The 24,851-nt window shown below is 69.1% G+C and carries 23 protein-coding genes; 9 read left to right on the forward strand and 14 right to left on the reverse strand.

The window, feature by feature from the left end:
* Positions 1-10: 10 nt before the first annotated feature.
* A complete protein-coding gene (locus ACYJSS_RS12995) occupies positions 11-973 on the reverse strand; it encodes an NAD-dependent epimerase/dehydratase family protein (protein WP_236205271.1) in 963 nt (320 codons plus the stop codon).
* A complete protein-coding gene (locus tag ACYJSS_RS13000) occupies positions 961-1,878 on the reverse strand; it encodes a bile acid:sodium symporter family protein (protein WP_111259345.1) in 918 nt (305 codons plus the stop codon). Before ACYJSS_RS13000 ends, ACYJSS_RS12995 begins: the two co-directional genes overlap by 13 nt.
* Positions 1,879-2,057: 179 nt before the next feature.
* On the opposite strand from ACYJSS_RS13000, the gene ACYJSS_RS13005 reads away from it, so the two are divergent.
* The 5 genes from ACYJSS_RS13005 (at position 2,058) to ACYJSS_RS13025 (ending at position 8,922) form a co-directional block, all read left to right on the forward strand.
* Complete coding sequence (locus ACYJSS_RS13005; RefSeq protein ID WP_052351353.1) at positions 2,058-2,363, forward strand: hypothetical protein; 306 nt, start codon at positions 2,058-2,060, stop codon at positions 2,361-2,363.
* Positions 2,364-2,529: 166 nt separating this feature from the next.
* A complete protein-coding gene (locus ACYJSS_RS13010; RefSeq protein ID WP_236205270.1) occupies positions 2,530-4,761 on the forward strand; it encodes a putative bifunctional diguanylate cyclase/phosphodiesterase in 2,232 nt (743 codons plus the stop codon).
* Entirely contained in the window at positions 4,758-6,341 is a 1,584-nt protein-coding gene (locus ACYJSS_RS13015) for a methyl-accepting chemotaxis protein (protein WP_111259343.1), read from the forward strand. Before ACYJSS_RS13010 ends, ACYJSS_RS13015 begins: the two co-directional genes overlap by 4 nt.
* 60 nt (positions 6,342-6,401) lie before the next feature.
* On the forward strand, positions 6,402-7,793 hold the full coding sequence (locus ACYJSS_RS13020) for a M16 family metallopeptidase (RefSeq protein ID WP_236205269.1): 1,392 nt from the start codon (positions 6,402-6,404) through the stop codon (positions 7,791-7,793).
* Positions 7,794-7,884: 91 nt separating this feature from the next.
* Positions 7,885-8,922: a DUF5924 family protein gene (locus ACYJSS_RS13025; protein ID WP_111259341.1), complete on the forward strand. Its 1,038-nt coding sequence runs from the start codon at positions 7,885-7,887 to the stop codon at positions 8,920-8,922.
* Between the two features lie 705 nt (positions 8,923-9,627).
* Here the strand turns inward: ACYJSS_RS13025 and ACYJSS_RS13030 are convergent.
* Complete coding sequence (locus ACYJSS_RS13030) at positions 9,628-10,854, reverse strand: nucleoside recognition domain-containing protein (RefSeq protein ID WP_236205047.1); 1,227 nt, start codon at positions 10,852-10,854, stop codon at positions 9,628-9,630.
* A 139-nt stretch (positions 10,855-10,993) separates the two neighbouring features.
* Here ACYJSS_RS13030 and wrbA point away from each other — a divergent pair, with 139 nt between their 5' ends.
* Positions 10,994-11,590, forward strand: a complete 597-nt coding sequence (wrbA, locus tag ACYJSS_RS13035) for an NAD(P)H:quinone oxidoreductase (RefSeq protein ID WP_236205048.1) — start codon at positions 10,994-10,996, stop codon at positions 11,588-11,590.
* 271 nt (positions 11,591-11,861) lie between these two features.
* Here the strand turns inward: wrbA and ACYJSS_RS13040 are convergent, their stop codons facing one another.
* The 6 genes from ACYJSS_RS13040 to ACYJSS_RS13065 all read right to left on the reverse strand — a co-directional run bounded on the left by ACYJSS_RS13040 (position 11,862) and on the right by ACYJSS_RS13065 (position 14,545).
* On the reverse strand, positions 11,862-12,326 hold the full coding sequence (locus ACYJSS_RS13040) for an inhibitor of vertebrate lysozyme family protein (protein ID WP_111259338.1): 465 nt from the start codon (positions 12,324-12,326) through the stop codon (positions 11,862-11,864).
* Between the two features lie 9 nt (positions 12,327-12,335).
* On the reverse strand, positions 12,336-12,497 hold the full coding sequence (locus ACYJSS_RS13045; protein ID WP_021218842.1) for a DUF1328 domain-containing protein: 162 nt from the start codon (positions 12,495-12,497) through the stop codon (positions 12,336-12,338).
* A gap of 30 nt (positions 12,498-12,527) precedes the next feature.
* On the reverse strand, positions 12,528-12,722 hold the full coding sequence (locus tag ACYJSS_RS13050) for a hypothetical protein (protein ID WP_236205049.1): 195 nt from the start codon (positions 12,720-12,722) through the stop codon (positions 12,528-12,530).
* Positions 12,723-12,741: 19 nt separating this feature from the next.
* Positions 12,742-13,005, reverse strand: a complete 264-nt coding sequence (locus ACYJSS_RS13055; RefSeq protein WP_236205050.1) for a hypothetical protein — start codon at positions 13,003-13,005, stop codon at positions 12,742-12,744.
* Between the two features lie 251 nt (positions 13,006-13,256).
* Complete coding sequence (locus ACYJSS_RS13060; protein ID WP_111259335.1) at positions 13,257-13,691, reverse strand: ferritin-like domain-containing protein; 435 nt, start codon at positions 13,689-13,691, stop codon at positions 13,257-13,259.
* A 32-nt stretch (positions 13,692-13,723) separates the two neighbouring features.
* On the reverse strand, positions 13,724-14,545 hold the full coding sequence (locus ACYJSS_RS13065) for a BON domain-containing protein (RefSeq protein WP_236205051.1): 822 nt from the start codon (positions 14,543-14,545) through the stop codon (positions 13,724-13,726).
* Positions 14,546-14,772: 227 nt separating this feature from the next.
* Here ACYJSS_RS13065 and algB point away from each other — a divergent pair, with 227 nt between their 5' ends.
* Complete coding sequence (gene algB / locus ACYJSS_RS13070; RefSeq protein WP_111259333.1) at positions 14,773-16,119, forward strand: sigma-54-dependent response regulator transcription factor AlgB; 1,347 nt, start codon at positions 14,773-14,775, stop codon at positions 16,117-16,119.
* On the forward strand, positions 16,116-17,891 hold the full coding sequence (locus tag ACYJSS_RS13075; protein ID WP_236205053.1) for an ATP-binding protein: 1,776 nt from the start codon (positions 16,116-16,118) through the stop codon (positions 17,889-17,891). Before algB ends, ACYJSS_RS13075 begins: the two co-directional genes overlap by 4 nt.
* 145 nt (positions 17,892-18,036) lie before the next feature.
* Here the strand turns inward: ACYJSS_RS13075 and ACYJSS_RS13080 are convergent, their stop codons facing one another.
* From ACYJSS_RS13080 to ACYJSS_RS13095, 4 genes are all read right to left on the reverse strand, one after another.
* Complete coding sequence (locus tag ACYJSS_RS13080) at positions 18,037-19,668, reverse strand: EAL domain-containing protein (RefSeq protein WP_373875107.1); 1,632 nt, start codon at positions 19,666-19,668, stop codon at positions 18,037-18,039.
* Between the two features lie 93 nt (positions 19,669-19,761).
* Positions 19,762-20,574 carry an N-acetylmuramoyl-L-alanine amidase gene (locus ACYJSS_RS13085; RefSeq protein ID WP_236205055.1) on the reverse strand — a complete coding sequence of 271 codons (813 nt, stop codon included), beginning with the start codon at positions 20,572-20,574 and terminating at the stop codon, positions 19,762-19,764.
* Positions 20,571-21,164 carry a MarC family protein gene (locus ACYJSS_RS13090; protein WP_111259329.1) on the reverse strand — a complete coding sequence of 198 codons (594 nt, stop codon included), beginning with the start codon at positions 21,162-21,164 and terminating at the stop codon, positions 20,571-20,573. The genes ACYJSS_RS13085 and ACYJSS_RS13090 overlap by 4 nt, the downstream gene beginning before the upstream one ends.
* A gap of 74 nt (positions 21,165-21,238) precedes the next feature.
* A complete protein-coding gene (locus ACYJSS_RS13095; protein WP_236205056.1) occupies positions 21,239-21,919 on the reverse strand; it encodes a hypothetical protein in 681 nt (226 codons plus the stop codon).
* A 197-nt stretch (positions 21,920-22,116) separates the two neighbouring features.
* Here ACYJSS_RS13095 and ACYJSS_RS13100 point away from each other — a divergent pair, with 197 nt between their 5' ends.
* Positions 22,117-23,538, forward strand: a complete 1,422-nt coding sequence (locus tag ACYJSS_RS13100) for a DASH family cryptochrome (RefSeq protein WP_111259327.1) — start codon at positions 22,117-22,119, stop codon at positions 23,536-23,538.
* Positions 23,539-23,544: 6 nt separating this feature from the next.
* On the opposite strand, the gene ACYJSS_RS13105 is transcribed toward ACYJSS_RS13100, so the two are convergent.
* Positions 23,545-24,851, reverse strand: a 1,307-nt coding sequence (locus tag ACYJSS_RS13105) for a GGDEF domain-containing protein (protein WP_459479948.1), incomplete at its 5' end; no start/stop codon positions are given.

Here is a 24,851-nt window from a genome sequence, read left to right on the forward strand (position 1 = left end):
ATCGCCCGACTCAGGCACGCGGCACCCTGCCCCGCGCATCGAGAAACGCCAGGAACGCCTCGCGGCTGGAGTACCGCGGCTGGTAGCCGAACTCCTCCTTAAGGCGGCGGTTGGCGAGTACCGGCCGGTAGCGCAGGAAGTCCAGCTGCTCGGGTCCGTAGCGGGTCAGGCCGAGGGGCTTGAGCAGCGCCAGGCTGGCGAGGATCAGCGTCGCCGGCAGCGGCCGGTAGGGCTTGCCGAGGATGGCGGCGATCTCGGCCATGCTCAGTGCGCCGTCGCCGGCCAGGTTGTAGATGCCTTCGGCACCGCGCTCCAGGCCCTGGAGGATGATCGCCACCACGTCCTGGTCCCAGATGAACACGAAGCGGCTGTCGTGGCCGCGCACGCCCATCACCGAGGGTTTGTCGAAGAGCGCGGTGATCTGGTTGTCCACCCGCCGCCCAAGGATGGTGCCCGGGCGCAGCACCAGCTGGCGCAGCTGCGGGTGGCGCTCGCGGGCCTCGGCCAGCAGCGCCTCCACCTCGCGCTTGTGGCGGGCATAGGCGAAGGCGTCATGGCCGCGCAGCGGGTCGGCTTCGTCGATCCACTCGGCGTTCTCCGGGTAGTAGCCGTAGGCGGCGCCGGAGCTGGTCACCACCAGTTGCCCGACGCCATGGGCGGCGGCGGCGGCGACCACCGCGCGGGTGCCTTCGACGTCGATGGCGTGCAGGGTCGCCTCGCTCATGCCCGGCGGCGGGGTCACCACCGAAGCGAGGTGGACGATGGCCCGGGGCTTCCAGTGGGCGATGCAGGCCTCGACCGCCTCGGCCCGGGCGATATCCAGTTGCACCTCCTCGACGTTCGCCGCCCGGGCGCTGGCCGGCAGCGGGCGGATGTCCGCAGCCACCAGGCTCCACTCGGGATGACGGGCGGCCAGCGCTTCCAGCAACTGGTGGCCGATATAGCCGGCGGCGCCGGTGATCAGGACGCGCATGGCAGGGCCTCCTCGCCGACCGGCAGTGGTCGGTTGCGCCAGAACGCCACCAGCAGCAGGCCGCTCACCAGGTGCCAGGTGCCCCAGAAGGCCGCGACCAGCGCCATGTTCGGCTCCCCGCCGAACTGGGCGAAGATCAGCCCCAGGGCGAGGCCGGAGTTGTGCATGCTGATCTCGATGACCATGGCCCGCAGGTTGGCCCCGCGCTGGCGGGCGAGCCTGGCCATGGCCCAGCCGAGGACGATGGCGCTGGCGTTGTGCAGCACCACGATGAAGAACACCAGGCCCAGGTTGTCGACGAACAGGCGCCAGTTGCCGGCCACCGCGCCGCCGACGAAGACCACGAAGGCCAGCAGCGAGAAACGCTTGAACCAGGGCATCACCCGGGTCGCCAGGCGCGGCCACAGGTTGCCCACCAGCATCCCGGCCAGCAGCGGCAGGCCGAGCAGCACGACGACGCTGACGAGAATGCTGCCGCGATCCATCTGCAGCGCACTGAGCCGCCCGGCGAGGTAGGCGGAGGCCTCCGGGTTGAGGCCGCTGGTGAGGGCGAAGTTGAGCGGCAGCAGCACCAGCGCCAGCAGGCTGGACAGCGCGGTCATGCTCATCGACAGCGCGGTGTTGCCGCGCGCCAGGTGGGTCATCACGTTGGAGAGGTTGCCGCCGGGGCAGCAGGCCACCAGCAGCAGGCCCAGCTCGAGGCCGGGGTGCAGGTCCACCAGCAGGGTCACCGCGAGGGTCGCCCAGGGCAGGATCAGGCACTGCCCGAGCATGCCGGCCAGCACCGGCTGCGGCTGGCGCAGCACGGCGAGGAACTGGCCGATGCGCAGCTCCAGGGAAACACCGAAGATCATCACCGCCAGCACCAGAGCGAGGATCAGCTGCTGGTTCGCGTCGTAGTTCATGGCAAGGCCGCCCGTGGTTCTTGTTATGGCCGTCAATGTAACGGCAGATTCCTACAGGCGGCAGTGGCCGACGCCGCCAGGCTCTGTGGCGATTCGCGACAGACTGACGCCGATCAATGCCCGCCGACCGGGTGATGGCTAGAGTGCATAGCCAATTGCCATCAGCCGTAGCCCCGACCATGGACAGCTCCGATCCGCCGATCGCCGCCATCACCGATCCTGCGCTCGCCTGCCTGCTGCGCGAGATGCTGCCCGCCATGGGCGTCGTCTGCGAAGTGATCACCGAGACCGGCCAGTGCCAGCGTGCGCCCCTGTGCCGATGGCTCAAGGACGCGCCCCTCAGCGAAACCGCCCGTTTGCGCCTGCTCCTCGATGAGGCGGTGACCGTGCTCGACCGCACCCGTCACGCCTTCAAGTCCAGGGAACTCGGGCGTTTGCGCAGGCGCCTGGAGCAGGCACTGGAAGAGTTGTCGCGCCCGGCCTGACTGGTGTACAACCTCGCGCTGCAAGGTTCCGCCAAGGGCGGAAACCGGCTTTGCCGGGCAGGACGCAAGGGCCTGCAAGACAAGGCGCCACGCGTGGCAGTTCCACTTGGAGCTGCCACGCGTGGCGCCTTTTTTATTGCCCGCAGGTTTGCATGAGGGACGAGGGATGGGGTTCGAAACACAGCTCAAGGGGATGCTCGGCAGGATCGGCCTCGGCCGCCGCGAAATCGACCAGCGCTGCCGCTACCTGGACTGGCAGGCGCTCGACGCCGCGCGCCTGAACCGCCAGGCGGAGGTGGTCGAGGCCCTGCACGAGGTGTTCGTCGAGCGCCTCTACGCGCACCTCGACCACTTCGAGCCGACCGCCAGCATCCTCCGCGACCCGGCGACCCTGGCGCGCCTGAAGGCCAGCCAGCTGGACTACTACCAGCGCCTGTGGAAGGGCCCCTATGACCGCGACTACGTCATGCACCGGCTCAAGGTCGGCCTGGTGCACCAGCGCGTGGGCGTCGAGCTGAAGTGGTACCTGGGCGCCTACCGCCTGTACCTCGACCAGATGCTCACCGGCCTGCTCGGCGACAGCGAAACCACCCGCACCCTGGGCAGCCTCGTGAAAGTGGTGTTCTTCGACATCGCCCTGGCCATCGACACCTACAGTGCCGCCCAGCACCAGGCCCTGGAGGACAGCGAGGCGCGCTTCGCCCGGGCCCTGCGCGGCGCCAACGACGGCCTCTGGGACTGGGACCTGGAGCACGACCGGCTGTACATCTCCGAGCGCTGGGCGAGCATGCTCGGCCGCTCGCGCGATGCCTTCGGCGAGAGCAGCGCCGGCTGGTTCGCCCGCGTCCACCCCGACGACCTGCCGGCCCTGCGCCAGGCCATCGACACCCACCTGCGCGGCGACAGCCCCTGGCTCAGCCACGAGTACCGCATGCGCCAGCAGGACGGCAGCTACCTCTGGGTCCTGGTGCGCGGCGTCGCCGAGGGCCAGCGCATGGCCGGCTCGCAGACCGACATCAGCCAGCGCAAGGCCACCGAGCACCAGCTCAGCCACGCGGCGCGCCACGACCCGCTTACCGGCCTGGCCAACCGCCTGCGCCTGGACGAGATCCTGCAGCAGGCCCTGCAACGCCAGTTGCGCCCTGGCGCCCGCCAGGCGGCGCTGCTGTTCATCGACCTCGACCGTTTCAAGCTGATCAACGACAGCCTCGGCCACGCCGTCGGTGATCGCGTGCTGGTGGAGGTGGCCCATCGCCTGGAGCGCTGCCTGCGCCCGGGCGACCACCTGGCGCGCTTCGGCGGCGACGAGTTCGTCGTGCTGCTCGACGACCTGGCCTGCCTGGGCGACGCCGAGGTCGTCGCCCAGCGCATGCTCGACAGCCTCCACCAGCCGCTGCACCTGGACGAGCGCACCCTGGTGGTCAGCGCCAGCATCGGCATCACCGGGCTCCAGGCCGAGGGCCAGACCATCGACGCGCTGCAGGCCGCCGACCTCGCCCTGTACCGCGCCAAGGAGGCCGGCAAGGCGCAGATCGCCCGCTACAGCAGCGAGCTGCAGGCCGCCGCGAAGAACCGCCTGGACCTGGAGAGCGCCCTGGCCCAGGCCCTGGCGCGCGACGAGTTCGAACTGCACTACCAGCCCATCTGCCGCACCGACCAGGGCCAGCCGCTGCTGGTGGGCGTGGAGGCCCTGCTGCGCTGGCGCCAGGGCGACCGCCTGGTGCAGCCGGCGCAGTTCATCCCGGCGTTGGAGGAGTCCGGCGAGATCATCGCCGTCGGCGACTGGGTGCTGCGCGAAGCCTGCCGCCAGACCCGCGCCTGGCAACTGGACGGCCAGCGCGGCCTGCGCTGCTCGGTCAACCTCTCCAGCCGCCAGCTGCACCAGCCGGGCTTCGCCGCGCGGCTCGAGTCGATACTCGAGGAATCGGGCCTGCCCCCTTCCAGCCTGGTGCTGGAGATCACCGAAAGCCTGCTGATGCAGGACGGCGCCGACACCCTCGCCTGCCTGCGCGAGTTGGCCTGCCAGGGCGTGCGCCTGGCGCTGGACGACTTCGGCACCGGCTACTCCTCCCTCGGCTACCTCAAGCGCTTCCCGCTGCACATCCTCAAGGTCGACCGCAGCTTCATCGACGGCGCCCCCGAGGACCCCGAGCTGCGCGCCATTTCCCGCGCCATCATCGGCCTGGGCGGCAGCCTGGGGCTGGAGGTGATCGCCGAAGGCGTCGAGCGCCCCGAACACCTGGACTTCCTCGCCGCCGAGGACTGCCACTACGCCCAGGGCTTCTGGTTCAGCCGCCCCCGTCCACCCGAGGCACTGGAGCGCCTGTTCAACGGCGAGGAATGCTTCGACGGGCACTGGTGCCTGCTGCCCGAAGCCATCACGAGAGCCACCCCATGAAACGCAACCTGCCGGTCAGCGGACGCGCCGTCGTCTTCGCCGACGACGCCAACATCCTCTCCACCACCGACCTCAAGGGCGTGATCACCCACGTCAACCAGGACTTCGTCGACATCAGCGGCTTCAGCCGACCCGAGCTGATCGGCCAGAGCCACAACCTGGTGCGCCACCCGGACATGCCGGCCGCCGCCTTCGCCCATCTGTGGCGGACGCTCAAGGCCGGGCGCAGCTGGATGGGCCTGGTGAAGAACCGCTGCAAGAACGGCGACCACTACTGGGTCAGCGCCTTCGTCACCCCGGTGGTGCGTGACGGCCAGGTGCTGGAGTACCAGTCGGTGCGCACCCGCCCGAGCGCCGAGCAGGTGCAGCGTGCCGAACGGGTCTACGCCCAGCTCGAGGCCGGCCGCATGCCCGCCCACACGCGCCTGCCGCTGCACCTGCGCCTGCTCGCCGGCCCGGCCCTGGGCATGGCGCTGGGCATCGCCCTGTACCAGGCCCTGGCGCCCTATGGCCTGCTCGCCGCCGTGCCGGCCTGGGGCCTGGCGCTGGGCTGCGCGGGGCTGGCCCTGCACCGCCAGCTGCGCCCGCTACGCGAACTCCTGGGCCGCGCCCGGGGCATCGCCGACAACCCGCTGAGCCAGGCGGTCTACGGCCAGCGCAGCGACGAATTCGGCCAGCTCGGCTTCTGCCTGCAGATGCTGGAGATGGAGACCGGCGCGCTGGTCGGGCGCATCGCCGAATCCTCGCGCCAGCTCGCCGAGCACGCCGAGGAGCTGGCCACCGCCGTCGCCCACGGCAGTGCCGGCAGCCACCGCCAGCAGCAGGAGACCGACCAGGTGGCCACCGCCGTCGGGCAGATGGCCGGCAGCGTCCAGGAAGTGGCGCGCAGCGCCCAGCAGAGCGCCTGCGCCGCCGACCAGACCGACGACGCCGCGCGCATCGGCCAGCACGAGGTGAGCGCCACCCGCGCCCGCATCGCCGAGCTGGACGAGGACGTGCGCAACGCCACCCGCGTGGTGCGCGAGCTGCAGGACCACAGCAGCGCGATCGGCCAGGTGCTGGACGTGATCCAGGGCGTCGCCGAGCAGACCAACCTGCTGGCCCTGAACGCCGCCATCGAAGCCGCGCGGGCCGGGGATGCCGGGCGCGGCTTCGCCGTGGTGGCCGACGAGGTTCGCGCCCTGGCCGGGCGCACCCAGCAGTCCACCGCGCAGATCAACCAGATGATCAACAGCCTGCAGAGCGGCGCCGAGCAGGCCGTCGCGGCCATGCAGCGCAGCTGCGCCCAGGCCGAGAGCAGCCTGGCCCAGGCCCAGCGCGCGGCCGAGTCCCTGGAGCGGATCAACCAGCAGGTCGGCGCCATCAACGGCATGAGCCTGCAGATCGCCAGCGCGGTGGAGCAGCAGAGCGCCGCCAGCGAGGAGATCCAGCGCAGCCTGGCGACCATCCGCCGCGCCGCCGACGACAACGCCAACAGCGGCCTGTGCAGCCAGCGCAGCGCCGGCGAGGTGGCCGGCCTGGCCGCCGACCTGCGCCAGCTGGCCCTGCAGTTCTGGAGCAGCCGCCGCGGCCTGGGGTGATTGCGCAGGGGCGGGGGCGATCCGCTATGCTCGGCGCTTCCCCGCCACCAGACCCACGCCATGCGCTACCTGTTCTGCCTGCTGCTCCTGCTCGGTGCCACGGTGCACGCCGCCGATCGCAACCGGGTCGAGGGCTACGAACTGCAGAACGGCCTGCAGGTGATCCTCAAGCCCACCTCCGAGCGCGGCCATGTCGCCATCCGCCTGGTGGTGGGTGTCGGCTTCGACGACTTCGCCTGCCGTGACAAGGAGCTGCCGCACCTGCTGGAGCACCTGTTCTTCAGCGGCCTGGACGGTGACGGCGAAGCGGGCCTGGAGGCGCGCATGCAGGCCCTGGGCGGCGAATGGAACGCCTTCACCAGCACCAGCGACACCGCCTTCGTCATCGAGGCGCCGGCGCAGAACCAGCGCAAGGTGCTCGACCTGCTGCTGCAGGTGCTCGGCGACACGCCCCTGGACGACGCCCGCATCGCCACCGCCAAACAGGTGGTGCAGCGCGAGGGGGGCGGCCACTACTCGCACCTGGAGCGCCTGCTGGACCAGCAGGACCTCGGCCGCGAGGCCCACGAGCAGCTCGCCGTCGAACTGGGCCTGGCCTGCGCCGAACGGCCCCAGGTGGCGCACCTGCAGCGCGAGGCCCTGGAGGCCCTGCGCCGCGACTGGTACGCGCCGAACAACATGAGCCTGATCGTCGTCGGCGACCTCGATCGCCTGCTGCCGGCCTTCATCGAGCGGCGCTTCGGCGCCCTGGCGCCGGTGGACGTGCGCGAGCACCCGGAACTGCCCACCAGCAACGGCGACGCCGCCGAACGTCGCACCCTGCGCCGTGGCCTAGTGGGCGAGAGCGCCACGCTGCACTGGATCTTCCCGGAACCGGAGGTGGAGGGGGCCGACTACGCCGCCTGGGAACTGCTCAAGGATTACCTGGACTGGGAGCTCTACCAGCAGCTGCGCATCCAGGGCGGCCTGTCCTACGGGCCCTGGACCGAGCGTCGTGCCTTCGGCGCCGAGGTCTTCCTGAGCCTCAACGCCGACCTGGAGCGCGACGACGTGGAACCCGCCCTCGCGGTGCTGCGCCGGGTCACCGCCCGCCTGCGCGACCAGGGGCTGGACCCGGCCACCTTCGAGCGCCTGCGCGGTCTCGCCATCAGCCGCGAGGCCTGGGCGGTGCAAGGCAACACCGCGCTCGCCGACTACTACTGGGGTGCCCTGGGCGACTACCAGGACGGCCACTTCGGTGACCAGGCCGCCGCCCTGCGCGCGGTGACGCCACAGCAGGTCGACGCGATCGCCCGGGAACTGTTCCGCCAGCCGGGCTACATCCGCATCGAACAGCCGCTGCTGGGCTACGACCAGCTGGGCTGGCTGCTTTCGGCGCTGCTCGGCCTGGCCTTGCCCGTTGCCCTGCTGTGGCATCGTCGCCGCAAGGCCCCGCGCCCCGCGCCCGCCTGAGCCGCAGGCCGTCGGTCAGGCCGTCGCGCGCCTTCTCAGGCCGGCGGACGGGCAGTATCCTGCGGCCCCCGCCACCTCGTCCGACGTGCCCATGTCGATCTGGAAAAACCGCCTGCTCGCCCTGATCGCGCTGATCCAGCGCCATCCCCGGCTCATCGCGCTCTACGGCTTCTGCTCGGGTGTCGGCAGCTTCCTGCTGGTGGACCGGGGGGCGCGCCTGGCCAAGGTGATCGCCATCATCATGCTGGTGAGCTGGGTCTGGCTGCTGCTGGAGAACCTGTTCCGCAGCAGCATCGAGCGCCTGTTCAAGATCGAGCTGCCGCCCCCGCTGACACGCTTCCTGACCCAGCTGATCCACCAGGAAAGCCTGTTCTTCGTGCTGCCCTTCTTCCTCATCACCACCAGTTGGAACAGCGGCCAGGCCCTGTTCACCGGAATGCTGGCGGTGGCCGCGGTGATCTCCATCACCGACCCGCTGTACAACCGCTTCCTGGCGCCGCACCGCTGGCTGTTCCTCGCCTACCACACCCTGACCCTGTTCGCCGTGCTGCTCACGGCACTGCCGATCATTCTCCACCTGACCACCGCGCAGAGCTTCGAGTGGTCCCTGGGCATTGCCGTGCTGCTGTCCTTCCTCAGCCTCTACAGCACCATCCGCGTGCAGCGCTGGTGGCGGGGCCTGGCCCTGGTCGGGCTGACCCTGGCACTGGGCGCCACCGGCTGGCTGACCCGGGTGATGGTGCCGCCGGCGACCCTGTGGCTGACCGAAGTGGCGGTGACCCCGGAGCTCGACGACCACCAGCGCACCCCCGGCAAGGGCGTGCACACCGTCACCGCCGCGGACCTGCGCAGCGACGGTCTCTACGCCTACACCGCGATCAATGCACCGCGCGGGCTGAACGAGCGCATCTATCACCTGTGGCGTTTCGAGGGCAAGGAAGTGGACCGCATCGCCCTGGACATCCACGGCGGTCGCGAAAAGGGCTACCGCGCCTGGACCCACAAGCAGAACTTCCCCGCCAACCCGGTGGGCAGCTGGCAGGTGCGCGTGGTGACCGAGGCCGGCCAGATGATCGGCACCCTGCGCTTCGAGGTCACCGACGACCCGCTGCCGCCCAAGCCGCATTGACCTTGGCGCCATGACCGCATAGCCGTATGACCGTAGGAGCGAGCTCTGCTCGCGAAGCCTTTGGCGGTGCTACGCACCGCTTGGCGACCGAAGTCGCCCCTGCAAGGTCCCCGGGCAGGGCGGGTGCAACCCGCCAACCCGATCGCGAATGAATTGGCTCTGTCTGCGTTAGCTGCTGTGGCTTTAATGCAAGCGCTCAAGCATGGCCGTTTCCGGGCACCCAAGGGTTCGTGCCACCGCCACCGCATGGGTTTCGCTTCGCTCTACACCATCCTACGAAAGCCCGTGCGCACCACATGGCGATGCGCTGGACGAAGAAAGGTGGGGCAGCCGCCAACGCCCCTCCAGGAGGCCGAACGCAGTCGTTGCGCCGGGGGACGAGCGGCATGGATGCCGCGAGAGGCGCGCCAGGCCATGGATGGCCCATCGCGCCGGCCCCCGATAGCGACGATGGAGTGAGGGAACCCCGGCGAAGCCGAGGCCGGATGATGGGGCAAGCCCTTTTGGTTCCTTTTAAGTGGTTCGGCATTCCGACGATTGTTAAAAGGGACTCGCCCGGGGGGGGCGAAACCAGAAACATCACCAAAACTCGACAATCAGCTGAGCTCAAATCCTCTAGCAACACTATAACGCAGACAGAGCCAATGAATTCGCTCCCACCGCTTCAGCGCCGACCATAGCCCGGGCTTCAGCCCGGGGCCGCTGTCAGCCGAAGAACCAGTAGCACACCAGGATGGAGGCGATGACGCCGGCGAGGTCGGCCAGCAGGGCGCAGCCCACGGCATGGCGGGCACGCTGGATGCCGACGGCGCCGAAGTACACCGCGAGCACGTAGAACGTGGTTTCGGTGCTGCCCTGCAGGGTGGCGGCCACCAGCGCGGGGAAGCTGTCCACGCCCTGGGTCTGCATGGTCTCGATGAGCATGGCGCGGGCGGCGCTGCCGGAGAACGGCTTGACCAGGGCGGTGGGCAGGGCGTCGACGAAGCGGGTGTCGAGGCCGGACCACTCCACCAGCGCACGGATGCCATCGAGGCCGAATTCCAGGGCACCGGAGGCGCGCAGCACGCCCACCGCGCAGAGCATGGCCACCAGGTACGGCAGCAGGCTCCTGGCCACCTCGAAGCCCTCCTTGGCGCCGTCGACGAAGGTTTCGTACACCGGCACCTTCTTCAACGCCCCGATGCACAGGAACGCCAGGATCAGGCCGAACAGCACCAGGTTGCCCAGCAGCGACGACAACGCCGCGAGGGCGGTGGCGGAGAGGCCGGCCAGCACCGCCATGAAGCCGCCCAGCAGCAGGGCGCCGGGCACCAGGTAGGCCAGTACCACCGGGTCCCAGAGCCTGAGGCGCTGCATGACGGCCACCGACAGCAGGCCCACCAGGGTCGAGGCGCTGGTGGCCAGGAGGATGGGCAGGAACACCAGGGTCGGGTCGCCGGCACCCTGCTGCGCGCGGTACATGAAGATCGACACCGGCAGCAGGGTCAGGGACGAGGCGTTGAGCACCAGGAAAAGGATTTGCGCGTTGCTCGCCGTGGTGGCGCTGGGGTTGAGTTCCTGCAGGGCGCGCATGGCCTTGAGGCCGATGGGCGTGGCGGCGTTGTCCAGGCCCAGGCCGTTGGCGGCGAAGTTGAGGGTGATCAGCCCCAGGGCGGGGTGCCCGGGCGGCACCTCGGGCATCAGCCGGTGGAACAGGGGGCCGAGCAGGCACGCCAGCGCCTCCACCAGGCCGGCCTTCTCGGCGATGCGCAGGAAGCCCAGCCACAGGGTCAGGGTGCCGAACAGGAGGATCATCACCTCGACCGAGAGCTTGGCCATGGCGAACAGGCTTTCCACCATGGCCGCCCAGACGCCCGGGTCGCCGCCGATCCAGCGCACCAGCGCCGCCGTCGCGGCGACCAGGAAGAAGCCGAGCCAAAGGCCGTTGAGCATGGACGATCCCCCGAAAAACGATGCGCGGATGATAGCGGCGCGAAGCCGGCCCGCGCCAGGAAGCCACCCGGCAATGTCATGAAAGCCATCTAGGCTGAACCGGGTCGGTCGCTTATGACCTCAGACCTGGGAGATGACGATGAAGAAGGTCCTAGTGCTCTACTACTCCATGTACGGCCATATCGAACGCCTGGCCGAAGCGGTGGCCGAGGGTGCGCGCAGCGTGCCGGGCGTGGAGGTCACCCTCAAGCGCGTCGCCGAGACCATGCCCGAGGACATCGCGCGCAACGCCGGTGCCAAGCTCGACCAGCCGGCCGCGCTGGCCAGCCCGCAGGAGCTGGCCGACTACGACGCCATCCTCTTCGGCACCCCGACCCGCTTCGGCAACATGGCCGGGCAGATGCGCACCTTCCTCGACCAGACCGGCGGGCTCTGGGTGAAAGGCGCACTGGTGGGCAAGCTCGGCAGCGTGTTCACCTCCACCGGCACCGGCGGCGGCTCGGAAACCACCATCACCTCGTTCTGGAACACCCTGGCCCACCACGGGATGCTGATCGTCGGCCTGCCCTATGCCGCCCCCGAGCTGACCGACATCAGCGACGTGCGCGGCGGCTCGCCCTACGGTGCGGCCACCCTCGCCGGCGCCGACGGCTCGCGCACGCCGTCCGACAAGGAACTCGCGCTGGCCAGATTCCAGGGCGCCCACGTGGCCAAGCTGGCAATCAGGTTGCAATAGAGGGATAGCGGCAAGCGGCAAGCTACAAGCGCCAAGTTAAAAGCAAGTGGCTTACGGCTTCTGTTCTTGGCTTGGCTTGAAGCTTGCAGCTGCTCTTGATAACGCTGCCCCCGGGAAGCTGGATCGCAGCTTCCCGGGGGCGGCTTCGCCTGACCCGGCCCGCAGTCGCGGAGGTAACCCCTTTACCCCTAGGTCGTGCCGCTCTACCGACGCGGTACAACCCGGCCCCCTGGTCATGGCCCCGCCTGCGGGGCCTGTGGTCTGAACGGCTTCAGTACCAGTTCGGATCGCTTTTGAGCTGTTCGTCCAGAATCGCCTTCACCTCGTCATCCGGTTCGCCCAGCCAGCGGAAGCTGGCATGGCGGCTCGGCGACTTGTCCTGGGGCAGGCCTTCCGGCACTTGCACCAGCAGGGCGTAGGCGTCCTCCTTGTCCCAGCTGAAGGCGACCAGGAGGCGTTGGCTGGCGCAGGCGTGCGGCTCGCACAACTCGCCCACCAGAAACTTGTCACCGTCCTGGTCCACCGCCTTCATCGGCGGTGCCGTCCCGCTCAGGTTCATCACCCAGTCGGGCAGACGGCTTTCATCTTCCACCAGCGCCTGCCAGGTCTCGCGGTACTGCGGGTCGGTGCCCAGCAGTTCATTGAGCCTGTGCTGCGCGTCCGTGTCGGCCGCCAGCACCAGGGTGCTGGCGAAACCGAACGCGGTGGCGGCGCAGAGGGTGCGCAGGATGTGCATCGCGCCTCCCTAGCCCCGGCGGCGGCCGAAGATGAAGGACACCACGAACAGGACCAAGAACAGCACGAAGAGAATCTTCGCGATACCCGCAGCGGTGCCGGCGATGCCGCCGAAGCCCAGTACCGCAGCGACGATGGCGATGACGAGAAATGTAAGTGCCCAACTGAGCATGGTGGTTCTCCTTCTTCGGTTTGTCGGGTTTCAGTGCGCAGGCGACCAGGCCGATTGCGACTGAGTCGGCTGCGCGTCGGAGGTTTCCTCCGCAGCCGGGTTTACGAAATCGATGCCGCTGAAATCAGTGCTGTCCTGCAGGGCCTGGCCGACCGCCAGGGCGCTGCCGAGCATCAGCAGGGGAAGGGCCAGAAGGGCTACCAGGAACAGGGTGACGGTCCACATCTCGAATCTCCTTGTTGGCTCAGAACACCCAGCGGGGCTGCTGGGGTTGGTCGTTCCAGCGCTCCTGGGCCACGCTCTGCAGCGAGCCGTCATGGAGCATCCCGTTGGCATGGAAGGCGGCAGGCGCGGGGACCACGTCGATCCGCGCCGGCAGCGGCTGCTGGCGCGCCTCGTCCTGCTGGTGCAGGCGCCAGGACTGTCCGGCAAGGACCACCAGTGCCACGGCGAGGGTGGTCAGCAGTAGCTTGCCCGCAAGGGCGAGACGTGCGTGACGACGGTTCATCCTGAAACACCTCCTGGGCCGTTGATCGATCGGGGGACCGGAGTCCCCTGCCTGTCCTGCTGTCATCGCCACCTGGCGACGCTTCCTGATCTATGGATTGCAGAGCGCATGCCAGCTTTTGCGTTCGATTAAATTTCTTTAAATTCAACAAGTTACTTATTTATCGACGGGTATCGTGACTGGCAACTTGCATGATCACCGGTGCGGCGTCGTGCGTTTTGCATGGCCGGACATCCCTGTCCGCTCCCGGCTCACTTCATCGACTGCTTCAGGCTGCGCATGCGGTCGTGGCAGGCCCTGACCCGGGGCATCTCCTGGGCGATGAGGCCGCGAACCTCGGGCTCCGCGCTCTCCAGCGCATCCTCGAAGGCATGCAGGATGCGGTCCTCGGCTTCCTCCAGCTGGCCGACATAGGTGGCCTTCTCGTCACTGGAGAGCGACGCGCGGGTATCGGCATAGACCTGGCGCAGCTTGCCGACGAACGTGCCGCCGGTGGACGGATCCTCGTGGTTGGCAGCGACCTTCACCGCCAGCGCCTGGATGACCTGGGTCTTGGCCTGCGCCATGTCGCGGAACAGGCCTTGCAGGGCCGGGTCCTTCACTTCCTCGATGGCGTGCTGGTAGAAACGCTCGCCGTCACGGGTGATCTCGATCAGTTCGTTGAGTTGCGCGGTGGTACGGGTCATGGAGTTTCTCCTTGCTTGCGGATGCGATCGCCTCAGCCGGCGACCTTGAGTGATGCGGCCTGCACGTCGAGCACGCCGCGGACGTTGCGCGCGGTTTCCACCGCCAGCTCCTTCTCGGCAGCCGTGGCCACGGTGCCGGTGAGGCGGACCACGCCTCCTTCGGTCTCCACGGAGATGCCGAGGACGGCGAGGCTGGAGCTGGAAAGAAAGCGGGTCTTCACCCGACCGGTGATCCAGGCGTCGCCGAGCAGGGCGGCGGGCCGGTCCTGGGCGCGGGCGGCGGTGTCGGGCTCGCCGGTCACGCGGATGGCGTTGTCCACCCGCTCGACGCCTTCGGCGCTGGCAGCGAGCTTGCCGGCCAGTTCGCGGGCCTCTGCGCTGGCCGCCTCGCCGCTCAGGGTCACCAGGCCGGCATGGGACTCGACATCGATATCCAGGCCTTCGGTGCGGGGGTTCCAGAGCAGCCTGGATTTCACCCGCGCCTTGACGGTGGCATCGTCGAGACGCTCGTCCGCAGCCGCCACCGAGACCCGGTGCGGGCGCACACCGGGATCGACGCGGATGCGGTTGTCCACCGTCTCGATGCCCTCGATGCCCAACGCCACCTGCTCGGCCAGTTCGCGCTTGACCTCGTTCTCCACCGTGCCGGTGAGCGTGGCCAGGCTGCCCTCGACATCGACGTTGAGGGAAAAGGGCGAGAGATGGCGGTTGAAGGCGAAGGCCGTCCACACCGAGCCTTCCTGGCGAGCCTCATGCAATCGCTGGCTCCAGCCCTCGCGTGCCAGCGAGGGAGTCGACGAGGCCATCAGCGTGCTGCCGATCACCGCCAGCGCGAGCTTGCGCAAGTCCCACATGGAACCCCCTGTCATGCGATCCGGCGCTCCGGCGCCTTCCGATGCAGGGAATTGGCAAGGGTCATGCCAGCCCTTTTTTGATCTTTTTTCCCTTATGAATCAGCTACTTGTTTACAACCTGCAGGCAGTCACTGCATGCAGGCTGCAATACATGTATGAAAGAACCATGCAACTTGCACGATAATTCCTGGACTAAGCGGTACGACTGAACAATGCGGAGCGAAAAAATGGCAACAGCAACGGAAACCAAGGGACGCATCCTGCTGGTCGACGACGAGTCGGCGATCCTGCGTACCTTCCGTTATTGCCTGGAGGACGAGGGCTACAGCGTGGCCACCGCCAGCAGCGCGGCGCAGACCGAAGCCATCCTGCAGCGCCAGGTCTTCGACCTGTGCTTCCTCGACCTGCGCCTGGGCGAGGACAACGGCCTGGATGTGCTCGCGCAGATGCGCGTACAGGCGCCGTGGATGCGCGTGGTGATCGTCACCGCGCATTCGGCGGTGGACACCGCCGTGGATGCCATGCAGGCCGGCGCGGCGGATTACCTGGTCAAGCCGTGCAGCCCCGACCAGCTGCGCCTTTCAGCCGCCAAGCAACTGGAGGTGCGCCAGCTCACGGCGCGCCTGGAGGCCCTGGAAGGCGAAGTGCGCAAGCCCGGCGACGGCCTGGACTCGCAGAGCCCGGCGATGATGGCGGTGCTGGAAACCGCGCGTCAGGTGGCGAGCACCGACGCCAACATCCTCATCCTCGGCGAGTCCGGCACCGGCAAGGGCGAGCTGGCGCGCGCCATCCACGGCTGGAGCAAGCGGGCGAAGAAATCCTGCGTGACCATCAACTGCCCGTCGCTCTCGGCGGAGCTGATGGAAAGCGAGCTCTTCGGCCACAGCCGCGGGGCCTTCACGGGGGCCAGCGAGAGCACCCTCGGCCGGGTCAACCAGGCGGACGGCGGGACGTTGTTCCTCGACGAGATCGGCGACTTTCCCCTCACGTTGCAACCCAAGTTGCTGCGTTTCATCCAAGACAAGGAGTACGAGCGGGTCGGCGACGCGGTGACCCGCCGCGCCGATGTGCGCATCCTCGCCGCCACCAACCTCAACCTCGACGAGATGGTCCGCGAGGGCCGCTTCCGAGAGGACCTGCTCTACCGCCTCAATGTCATCACCCTGCACCTGCCGCCGCTGCGCGAGCGCACCGAGGACCTGATCGGCCTGGCCGAGCGCTTCCTCGCCCGCTTCGTGAAGGACTACGCGCGCCCGGCACGGGGCTTCAGCGACGCCGCGCGCGATGCCCTGCTGGGCTATCACTGGCCGGGCAACGTGCGTGAGCTGCGCAACGTCATCGAGCGCGCCAGCATCATCTGCGGCCAGGAACTGGTGGAGATCGCCCACCTGGGCCTGAGCGAGGCGCCAGCCAACAACGCACCGCGCGTAGGCGCCTCGATGAGCCTGGAAGACCTGGAGAAGGCCCATATCGCGGCCGTCCTCGCAGCCAGCGAAACCCTCGACCAGGCCGCCAGGACCCTGGGGATCGACGCCTCGACGCTCTATCGAAAACGCAAGCAGTACGGTCTATGAAACTGCCGATGAAGCTGCGCACGCGGCTTTTTCTCAGCATCTCGGCCCTGATCACCGTCGCCCTGCTGGGCCTGTTGCTGGGGCTGATCAGCGTCATGCAGCTGGCCCGTTCACAGGAGCAGCTGATCACCTACAACTTCGCCACCATCGACCTGGGCGAGCAGCTGCGCACCCACCTGGGCGACCAGTTGGTCAACCTGACCCGCGAGCGCTCCGACGTGCCGGGGCTGCAGGCGTCCCAGAAGCGCTTCCTCGGCATCCTCCAGCAGGGGCTGATGAACGCCCGCGACGAGCAGACCCGCCAGGGCTTCCAGGCCATCGCCGACGCCTATGGCGACTTCCTGCGGGTCAGCGAGCGCGTGGACGGAGATAGCCGCGACGACGATTTCAGCCAGGCGCTCAACGCCACCCGCAACGCCATGCTGGCGCTGCAGAAGCACGCGCTGCACAGCGCCGCCGAGGCCGAGCAGTCCGCCCGCGAGCGCGCCAGCCTGGTCGCGACGCTGCTGGGCGTGCTGGGCATCGCCGTGCTGATGATCGGCTTCGTCACCGCCCACGGCATCGCCCGTCGCTTCGGCCAGCCCATCGAGGCATTGGCGCGCGCGGCCGACCGGATCGGGCAGGGCGACTTCCAGGTGACCCTGCCGATTTCCACGGTCAGCGAGATGGCTTCGCTGAGCCGTCGCTTCGGCTTGATGGCCGAAGGCCTGCGGCTGTTCAAGGAAACCAATATCGAGAAGCTGCTGGCCGAGCAGCGGCGTCTGAAGGCGGTGCTCGACAGCATCGACGACGGCCTGCTGATCCTCGACCGCCAGGGCCGCATCGAGCACGCCAACCCGGTGGCCCAGCGCCAGCTGGCCTGGGAGACCGAGCAGCTCGGCCAGACCCTCAGCCACGCCATGAACAACCCCGCCATGGAGCTGCCCACCCAGCAGGTGCTGCGCGGCGAGACCCTGGCCCAGGAGCCGGACGACCTGAGCATCGAGGCCGACGGCGAGAGCCGCCTGCTGAGCTGGCGCCTGACGCCGGTGAGCCTGGACGAAGAGCGCATCCTCGGGGCGGTGATGGTGCTGCGCGATGTCACCGAGCAGCGCGCCTTCGAGCGGGTGCGCAACGAATTCGTGCTGCGCGCCTCCCACGAGCTGCGCACCCCGGTGACCGGCATGCAGATGGCGTTCGGCCTGCTGCGCGAGCGCCTGGATTTCGCCGAGGAGTCGCGCGAGTCCGACCTGCTGCTGACGGTGGACGAGGAGATGCAGCGCCTGGTGCGGCTGATCAACGACCTGCTGCACTTCTCCCGCTACCAGAACGGCATGCAGACCCTGAACCTGGCGCCCTGCGACATCGACGACCTGCTCGGCAGCCTGCGTGCGCGGTTCCAGGAGCCGGCGCAGGCCAAGGGCATCAGCATCGAGCTGGACCTGCTGGAGCCGCTGCCCCGCGTGCCCATCGACCGGCCGCAGGTGGAGCGCGTGCTGGACAACCTGGTGAGCAACGCCATCCGCCACACGCCCAACGGCGGGCACATCCGCCTGCAGTCGCGGCGCCATGGCGAGCGGGTGATCCTCAGCGTCGAGGACAACGGCGAGGGCGTGCCCTACAGCCAGCAGGCGCGCATCTTCGAGCCCTTCGTGCAGCTGGGCAGCTACACCGGCGGCGTCGGCCTGGGGCTGGCGCTGTGCAAGGAGATCGTCCAGCTCCATGGCGGGCGCATCGGCATCTACTCGCGCCCCGGCGAAGGCGCGCAGTTCTACCTGGCCCTGCCGCTCTAGCGGCGCGCCTTTCCCTTCCTCCCCGCACAGGCGGGGGCGCTTCGCGAGCAGAGCTCGCTCCTGCGGGGCGGGCTCGAACGCCCTTGTAGGATGGGTAGAGCGAAGCGAAACCCATCACCTCGGCGCGACGGGTTTCCCAATGCGATCAGGCGGCGGGCAGCGTTTCGTCGTTGAGGGCCTGGGTGAGGTCGAGCTGGCCGGCCACCAGGTCACGGAAACGCGCGGCGGTGAGCGGCCGAGAGAACAGCCAGCCCTGGCCGTAGTGGGCCCCCTCGCTGGCGAGGAACAGCGCCTGGGCCTCGTGCTCGATGCCTTCGGCCACCACCTTCAATTGCAGCGCCTGGGCCATGTGCACGATGTGCGGGGCCACGCCGCTGCTGGCCGCGTCGTGGCCGAGGGCATCGACGAAGGCCTTGTCGATCTTCAGCACATCCGCCGGCAGTGCCTGCAGGTAGGCGAGGCTGCTGTAGCCGGTGCCGAAGTCGTCGATGAGGATGCGGTGGCCCTGGGCACGCAGCTGGCCGAGCACTTCCTGGGCAGCCTGGATGTCGGCCAGGCCATGCTCGGTGACCTCGAAGGCGATCTGCCGCGCCGGCACCTGGTAGCGCGCCAGCAGCGCGGCGGTGAGCGGTGCGATGCGCGGCGAGCCGACGTCGCAGGCCGCCAGGTTGATGGAGATGTACAGCTCCGGGTTGTCACGCAGGAAGGTGCTCTGCTGGGCCAGCACCTGCTCGATCATGAAGTCGGTGATGTCGCGGATCTGCCCGGTGCTCTCGGCCAGGGGGATGAACAGGTCCGGGCTCATCATGTTGCCGTCGGTGCGACGCCAGCGCACCAGGGCCTCGGCGCCGACGCAGCGACGGCTGGCCAGGTCGAACAGCGGCTGGTAGCGCACCCGCAGCTCGCGCCGGCGGATGGCGCCCTGCAGCTCGCCACTGAGGGACTGGCGGCGGCACATGGCGTAGTAGGCGAGCACACCGCAGAGCAGCGACAGCAGGGCGGCAACGGGCAGCCAGCCGAGCAGGGCGTCACGGGCGCGGGCCAGCAGCTCGCCGCGCGGGGTCATCACCAGCAGGTCGAACTCCGGCGTCTGGGTGGGCATGCGGTAGGCCAGGCGATCGGCATTGACCTCCAGCTCGTAGTCCTTGGGCGTCGGCCACTCGGAGCCGGGCGGCCAGGGTTGCGCCAGGCCGAGGATGGGCAGGGCGGCGCCGGTGCTCTTGGGCAGCAGCAGGAGGCTGGCGCCGGCGGGCAGCTCGACCATGTCGCTGAGGTGTCCGCGCGAGGTGGACAGGCGGAAGTAGCCGCGCCCCACCACCAGGGCGGCGAGGTTGTCGTCGGGCTGGTCGGTGCTGTTGAGCCAGTAGCTCTGGCGCTGGCCGACGATGTCCGCCGGGCGCTCCGGGCCGAAGGAGTTCTGCCGCGGCCAGGAGGAGCAACGCTGGCCGCCGCCGATGAAGGCGGCTTCGTAGATGAAGCGGTAGCGGAAGTTGATCTGCCGCAGCGTCTCCACCATGGCCATGTCGCAGCCACGCAGGGGCTGGGCTTCGAGCGTGTCGAGGGCCTCGTGGAGCTGGCCGAACACCTGTTCCAGGCGCTGCAGGAAGCGCTCGCCCTGGACCTTCATCTGTTCCTGCTCGGCGCGCTGGGCCTGCTGGGCCGCCAGCCACAGGCTCGCCAGCACGAACAGGCAGGCGCCGAGCAGGCCGGCCAGGATGGCCACGGGCAGGGGCTGGTAGAGGGTGCGGCGCCAACGGGAAAGTGGGGGCGGCATGATGGCAAGCGCGTCCTGGCGAGATCAGTGAGGTATAGCCCACCGCCAGGAAATCATCGCGCCGGCCGCCGACCGGCGCGCGTCGGCGTCATTGCGTCAATTGAATGTCACGGGGCGGGGCGGCAGGCCCTCCCCCGGGTTGCGGTTGAGCACCAGCAACAGGGCGGCGGTCTCGGCGTCGGGCTGGCCGTCGAACAGGTGCGGGCGGTACTTCATCTGGAACGCGGCGATGACGTTGCGGGTGGCCTCGTCCAGCTGCCCGTTGCGCGGCACCGGGTAGCCCTGGCGGGCCAGCTGCATCTGGAACCAGCCGACGGTGGGCAGTGCCTGGGCGAAGCGCGCCTGCTCCACCGCCACGGCGGAAGCCTCCGGCCAGGGCACGAGGCCGGCGTCGGCGAGGCGCTTCCAGGGGAACAGGGGGCCGGGATCGACCTTGCGCTGGGGGGCGATGTCGCTGTGGCCGATGATGCTGCCCAGGGGCAGGTTGTGGCGCTTGACGATGTCCTTGAGCAGCACGATCAGGGCGTCGATCTGCTGGTCGTCGAAGGGCTGCCAGTTGCGCCCGGTGGCGGTCTGCTCGTAGCCCTCGTTGACCAGCTCGATGCCGATGGTGCTCGCGTTGAGCCAGGTGCGGCCCTGCCATTCGCTCTGGCCGGCGTGCCAGGCGCGCCGGTTCTCGTCCACCAGTTGGTAGATGGTCGGCGGCTGGGCGCCGATCAGGTAATGGGCGCTGACCTCGCCATGGGTGAGCAGCGCGAGGGAGTGCTCCAGGTCGGTCGAGGTGTAGTGCAGCACCACGTACTGCACGCGGCTGTTCTGGTTGACCGAAGTCTGGCTGCGGTCGATGCGCGGGCCGCTGGCGCAACCGGCGAGCAGGGCCAGCAGCAGGCCGAGGGCTAAGGTTCTCATGGGCTGATGTGTAGCACGCTTTGCAGGTTGTCCAGGAGCATGTCGACGCTGAGCATGATCAGCAGCATGCCGGTCAGGCGCTCCACCGCCATCAGGCCGCGCTGGCCGAGGAAGCGCTGCAGGAAGGCGGCCTGGAGCAGGATCAGGGCGGTGCAGGCCCAGGCCACCAGCACGGCGACGTAGAGCTCCCAGAGCTCGCCCTGGTGGGTGTTGCGCAAGGTCATCAGCACCGCCAGCGCGGAGGGACCGGCCACGGCCGGGGTGGCCAGGGGCACCAGCATCGGCTCGCCGTCGGGCAGGTCGCCGAGCACGCCTTCGGGACGCGGGAAGATCAGGCGCAGGGCGATGATGAAGAGGATGATGCCGCCGGCGATGGCGATGGCCTCGCGGGACAGGCCGAGGCCGCTGAGGATGTTCTCGCCGAAGGTGAGGAAGAGCAGCAGCAGGCCGAGGGCGAACACCAGTTCACGCAGGGCCACCTTGAGGCGCCGCTCCGGCGCGACGTTCTTCAGTGCGGCGAGGAAGATGGCGATGTTGCCGAACGGGTCGGTGACCAGAAAGATCAGCACGGCGATGCCGAGAATTTCCATGGGCGCTCCTCAACTGAAGGACGAAGTGTAAAGGGCGCTGGCGGCGACGTCTCGCCGCCGTGCCGGGTCGGGTGTCAGAAGTGGTACTTGAGGGTGGTGTTGACCGCGCGCTGGTCACGCGAGGCGTTGCCGCGCAACTCGTCCGGCTCGCTGTAGCCGCCGCTCTGCTGCAGGTACTGGATGCCGAGGAACAGCTGGCGACCCTGGGCGAAGAAGTAGTCGCCGGCATCGAAGCTCAGCTGCGGGCTGAAGCTCAGGCCCTGCTCGCGCTCGCCTTCGGCGCCGGCCCAGTCGAGGCCGCCGTCGAGCAGCCAGCTGGCGTCGCCGAGGCGGAAGGCATAGGCCCAGGCACCGCTGAACTGCACGCTGTGGCCGGGCTCGTCCTGGTCGTCGCGGTCGTAGAGGCTGAGGGTCAGGTAGTCGAAGCCCGGGGCCTGGAGGTCGAAGGCGGGGCCGAGCAGGTTGGTGCCCTGCCCGGGGGTCGGAGTGGCCTGGGCCCCGGCGATGCGCAGGCGCAGGGGGGCAGGGGTGTGGCCGGGCAGGTCGGCCAGGGCCTTGGGCGAGAGGCCGGCGGTGAAGGCCGGGCGCTCGGTGGCGAAGCTGAGGAAGCTCTCGCCGGCGGAATAGGGAAGGGTGGCGAACTGCAGGTTGTCGTCCTGCAGTTGCAGCAGTTCGCTGCCGGCGACCTGGGCGGCGCCGAAGGTCAGGGCAAAACCACCCAACCAGCTGGCGATACGGGAAAGGGAAAGACGCATTGACGATGTCTCCACAGGGTGAAAGCGGGCGCAGCCCGCGAAAAAAGGGGCGGATTATACGCAGCTCCCGGCCCGAGGGCAGCAACGCCACCGGTCATCCTCCGGGCGGCACTGTTCAACGCCTTCGAAAAGCCTATAACTTCTAGTGGCCAGCGGAATCCGTTGGCATAGGGAAATGCCTGCCGAGGATCAACGTCATGCGCCGCCATCTGCTCTGGTTCAAACAGGACCTGCGTCTGGACGACCACCCCGCCGTGCAGGCCGCGCTGGCGGCCGACCGGGTTCTCCCCCTGTTCGTCTTCGACCCGAAGCTGCTGCGTCCGGGCGACCTGGGCATCCGCCGCATGGGTGTGCACCGCGCCCGCTTCCAGCTGGAAAGCCTCACCGCCCTGGACGCCGAGCTGCGCCAGCGCGGTTCGCGCCTGCTGGTGGTGCAGGGCGACGCCGCGCAGGTGATCCCGGCACTGATGGAGCACCTGGACCTGAACGAGGTGCTGACCCTCGAAGAGGTGGCGCCCCAGGAGCGAGCCCTGGTCGAGGAGGTGCGCCAGGCCCTGGGCGATATCCGCCTGCGCGAGCTGGCCGGCAACAGCCTGCTGCGCCGCGAGGAGCTGCCGACGCCGGTGGAGCGGCTGCCGGCGGTGTTCAGCCAGTTCCGCGAGCAGGTCGAGCAGCGCCCCAGCGTGTACCAGCCGCGACCGGCCCCCGAGTCACTGCCACCGCTGCCCGAGGCGGTGGACGCGCTGTTCGAGCCGCTGCCGACGCCGACCCGCCTGGGGCTGGGCGAGCCGGTCAGCCTGTCCATCAGTGCCTTCCCCTTCTCCGGTGGCGAGACCGCCGCACTGGCACGGGTGCGCGACTACCTGTGGACCAGCCAGGGCGTGCGCGGCTACCAGGACAGCCGCAACGGCATGGTGGGCAGCGAATACTCCTCCAAGTTCTCGCCCTGGCTGGCCAACGGCAGCCTCTCGCCACGGCGCGTCGCCGCCGAGCTGCGTCGTCACGAGGCGCAGTACGGTGCCAATGCCTCCACCCACCAGCTGTGGCAGCAGCTGCTGTGGCGCGACTATTTCCGCTGGACCCTGCTGCGCCATGGCAGCGCGCTGTTCGAGGCCGGCGGGCTGAAGGCCACCGAGCGTGCGCCACGGCACCTGGATGAACGTTTCCAGAGCTGGTGCCAGGGCCGCACCGGCATGCCGCTGGTGGACGCCAGCATGCGCGAGCTGGCCGCCACGGGTTTCATGTCCAACCGTGGCCGGCAGGTGGTGGCCGCCTACCTGGTGCACGACCTGGAGCAGGACTGGCGCCACGGCGCGGCCTGGTTCGAGGAACACCTGTTGGACTACGACCCGGCGAGCAACTGGGGCAACTGGGCGTACCTGGCCGGCGTGGCCAGCGACCCGCAGCGCAGCCAGGCCTTCAATGCCCTGCGCCAGGCCCGTCACTACGACCCGGATGCGAGCTACGTGAGCCTCTGGCTGCCGGAGTTGCGGGCGCTGCCGCCGGAGCTGCGGCACACACCCTTCCAGCTGTCGCGCCTGCAACTGGACGCCCTGGACTACCCGCGCCTGGAGCGTGTGCCGGAAGACTGGAAGCCCTACCTCACCTACGCCGCCTGAGGCGGCTCAGCCCAGCTCGATGCGGTTGCGGCCGTCGCGCTTGGCGCGGTAGAGCGCCTGGTCGGCGCGTTCGAACGCCTGGTCGTCCTTCTCGCCTTCGACGAAGGACACCAGCCCCCCTGACAGGGTGATGGTCACGGGCTCGCCCTTGAAGTGGAACGGGCACTGCTCGATGGCCCCGCGCAGGGTGTCGAGCAGTTGCTGGCCGCCCTCCAGGGGCGTGGCGGGGATCAGCAGGACGAACTCCTCACCGCCGAAGCGGGCGATGAAGTCGGTCTTGCGCAGGCGCTTGGCGATCTCGCCGGCGATGATCTTGAGCACCTTGTCGCCGGCCAGGTGGCCGTAGTTGTCGTTGATGCGCTTGAAGTGGTCGATGTCCAGCACCGCCAGCAGCAGCTCGCCGCCGTAGCGCTTCCAGCGCGCCACCTCCAGCTCCAGGCGCTCGCTCCAGGCGGCCCGGTTGGGCAGGCCGGTGAGCGGGTCGCTGAGGGCTTTCTGCCGCTGCTCCTCGAGATGGTCACGGAAGGCGCTGGCCTCCTGTTCCATGGTCGCGACGCGGTCCACCAGCATCTTGAGGCGCCCGCCGACTTCTTCTTCGCGGGCGGCGCGCTGGCGCTGGTAGTCGTTCATGGTGCTGAGCAGGCCGTCGAGGCGCTTTTCCACGGCGCGCTTGAGGTCATCCAGGTCGGTGGCGTCCTGCACGCTGCTCTGCAGGTCGCTGACCTGCTCGCGCAACTGGTCGTCGAGTACGCGGGCGCTTTCCAGGGTCTCGCTGTAGCCCTCCTGGGCGGCGGAAATGGAGGCGACGAAGGCGACCAGGCGCTCGTTGAGCTGCTTGAGGTAGAGGGCGAAGTCACGGTGCTCGCTGTTGGTGACGGCCAGCACCAGCACGGCGAGGTCGTCCAGTACCGGCACCAGCTCGTACCAGTTCAGGCCGCCCTCCAGGCGCTCGCGCAGGGCTTCGCCCTGGGGCTTGTGGCGCTCGGGCAGGTCGAGCTCGTCCAGCAGAGCGCGCAGGCTGGCGGCGACGTGCGGCGCGACGGCGCTGTAACCGGGCTCGGGCGGCATGGGCAGCGCATAGCCCGGGTCGCCTTCGCCGGTGAGCAGCGCGGCTGGCAGCGGCAGGCTGTCGAGGCGCGGGGACAGGCTCGGGCTCACGCCGCCGGTGACTGCGGTGACGGGCGCCGCAGGCGCTACGGGCTCCAGGGGCCCCACGGCATCGACCGCGACGGCGGCAGGCGCTACGGGTGCAGGCGCCGGGACAGCGGCCGGCGCGGCCTCGGCGGCGGCCTGGAGCGGGGCCGGTTGTTCGA

The sequence above is a fragment of the Pseudomonas sp. No.21 genome, from assembly GCF_054558415.1.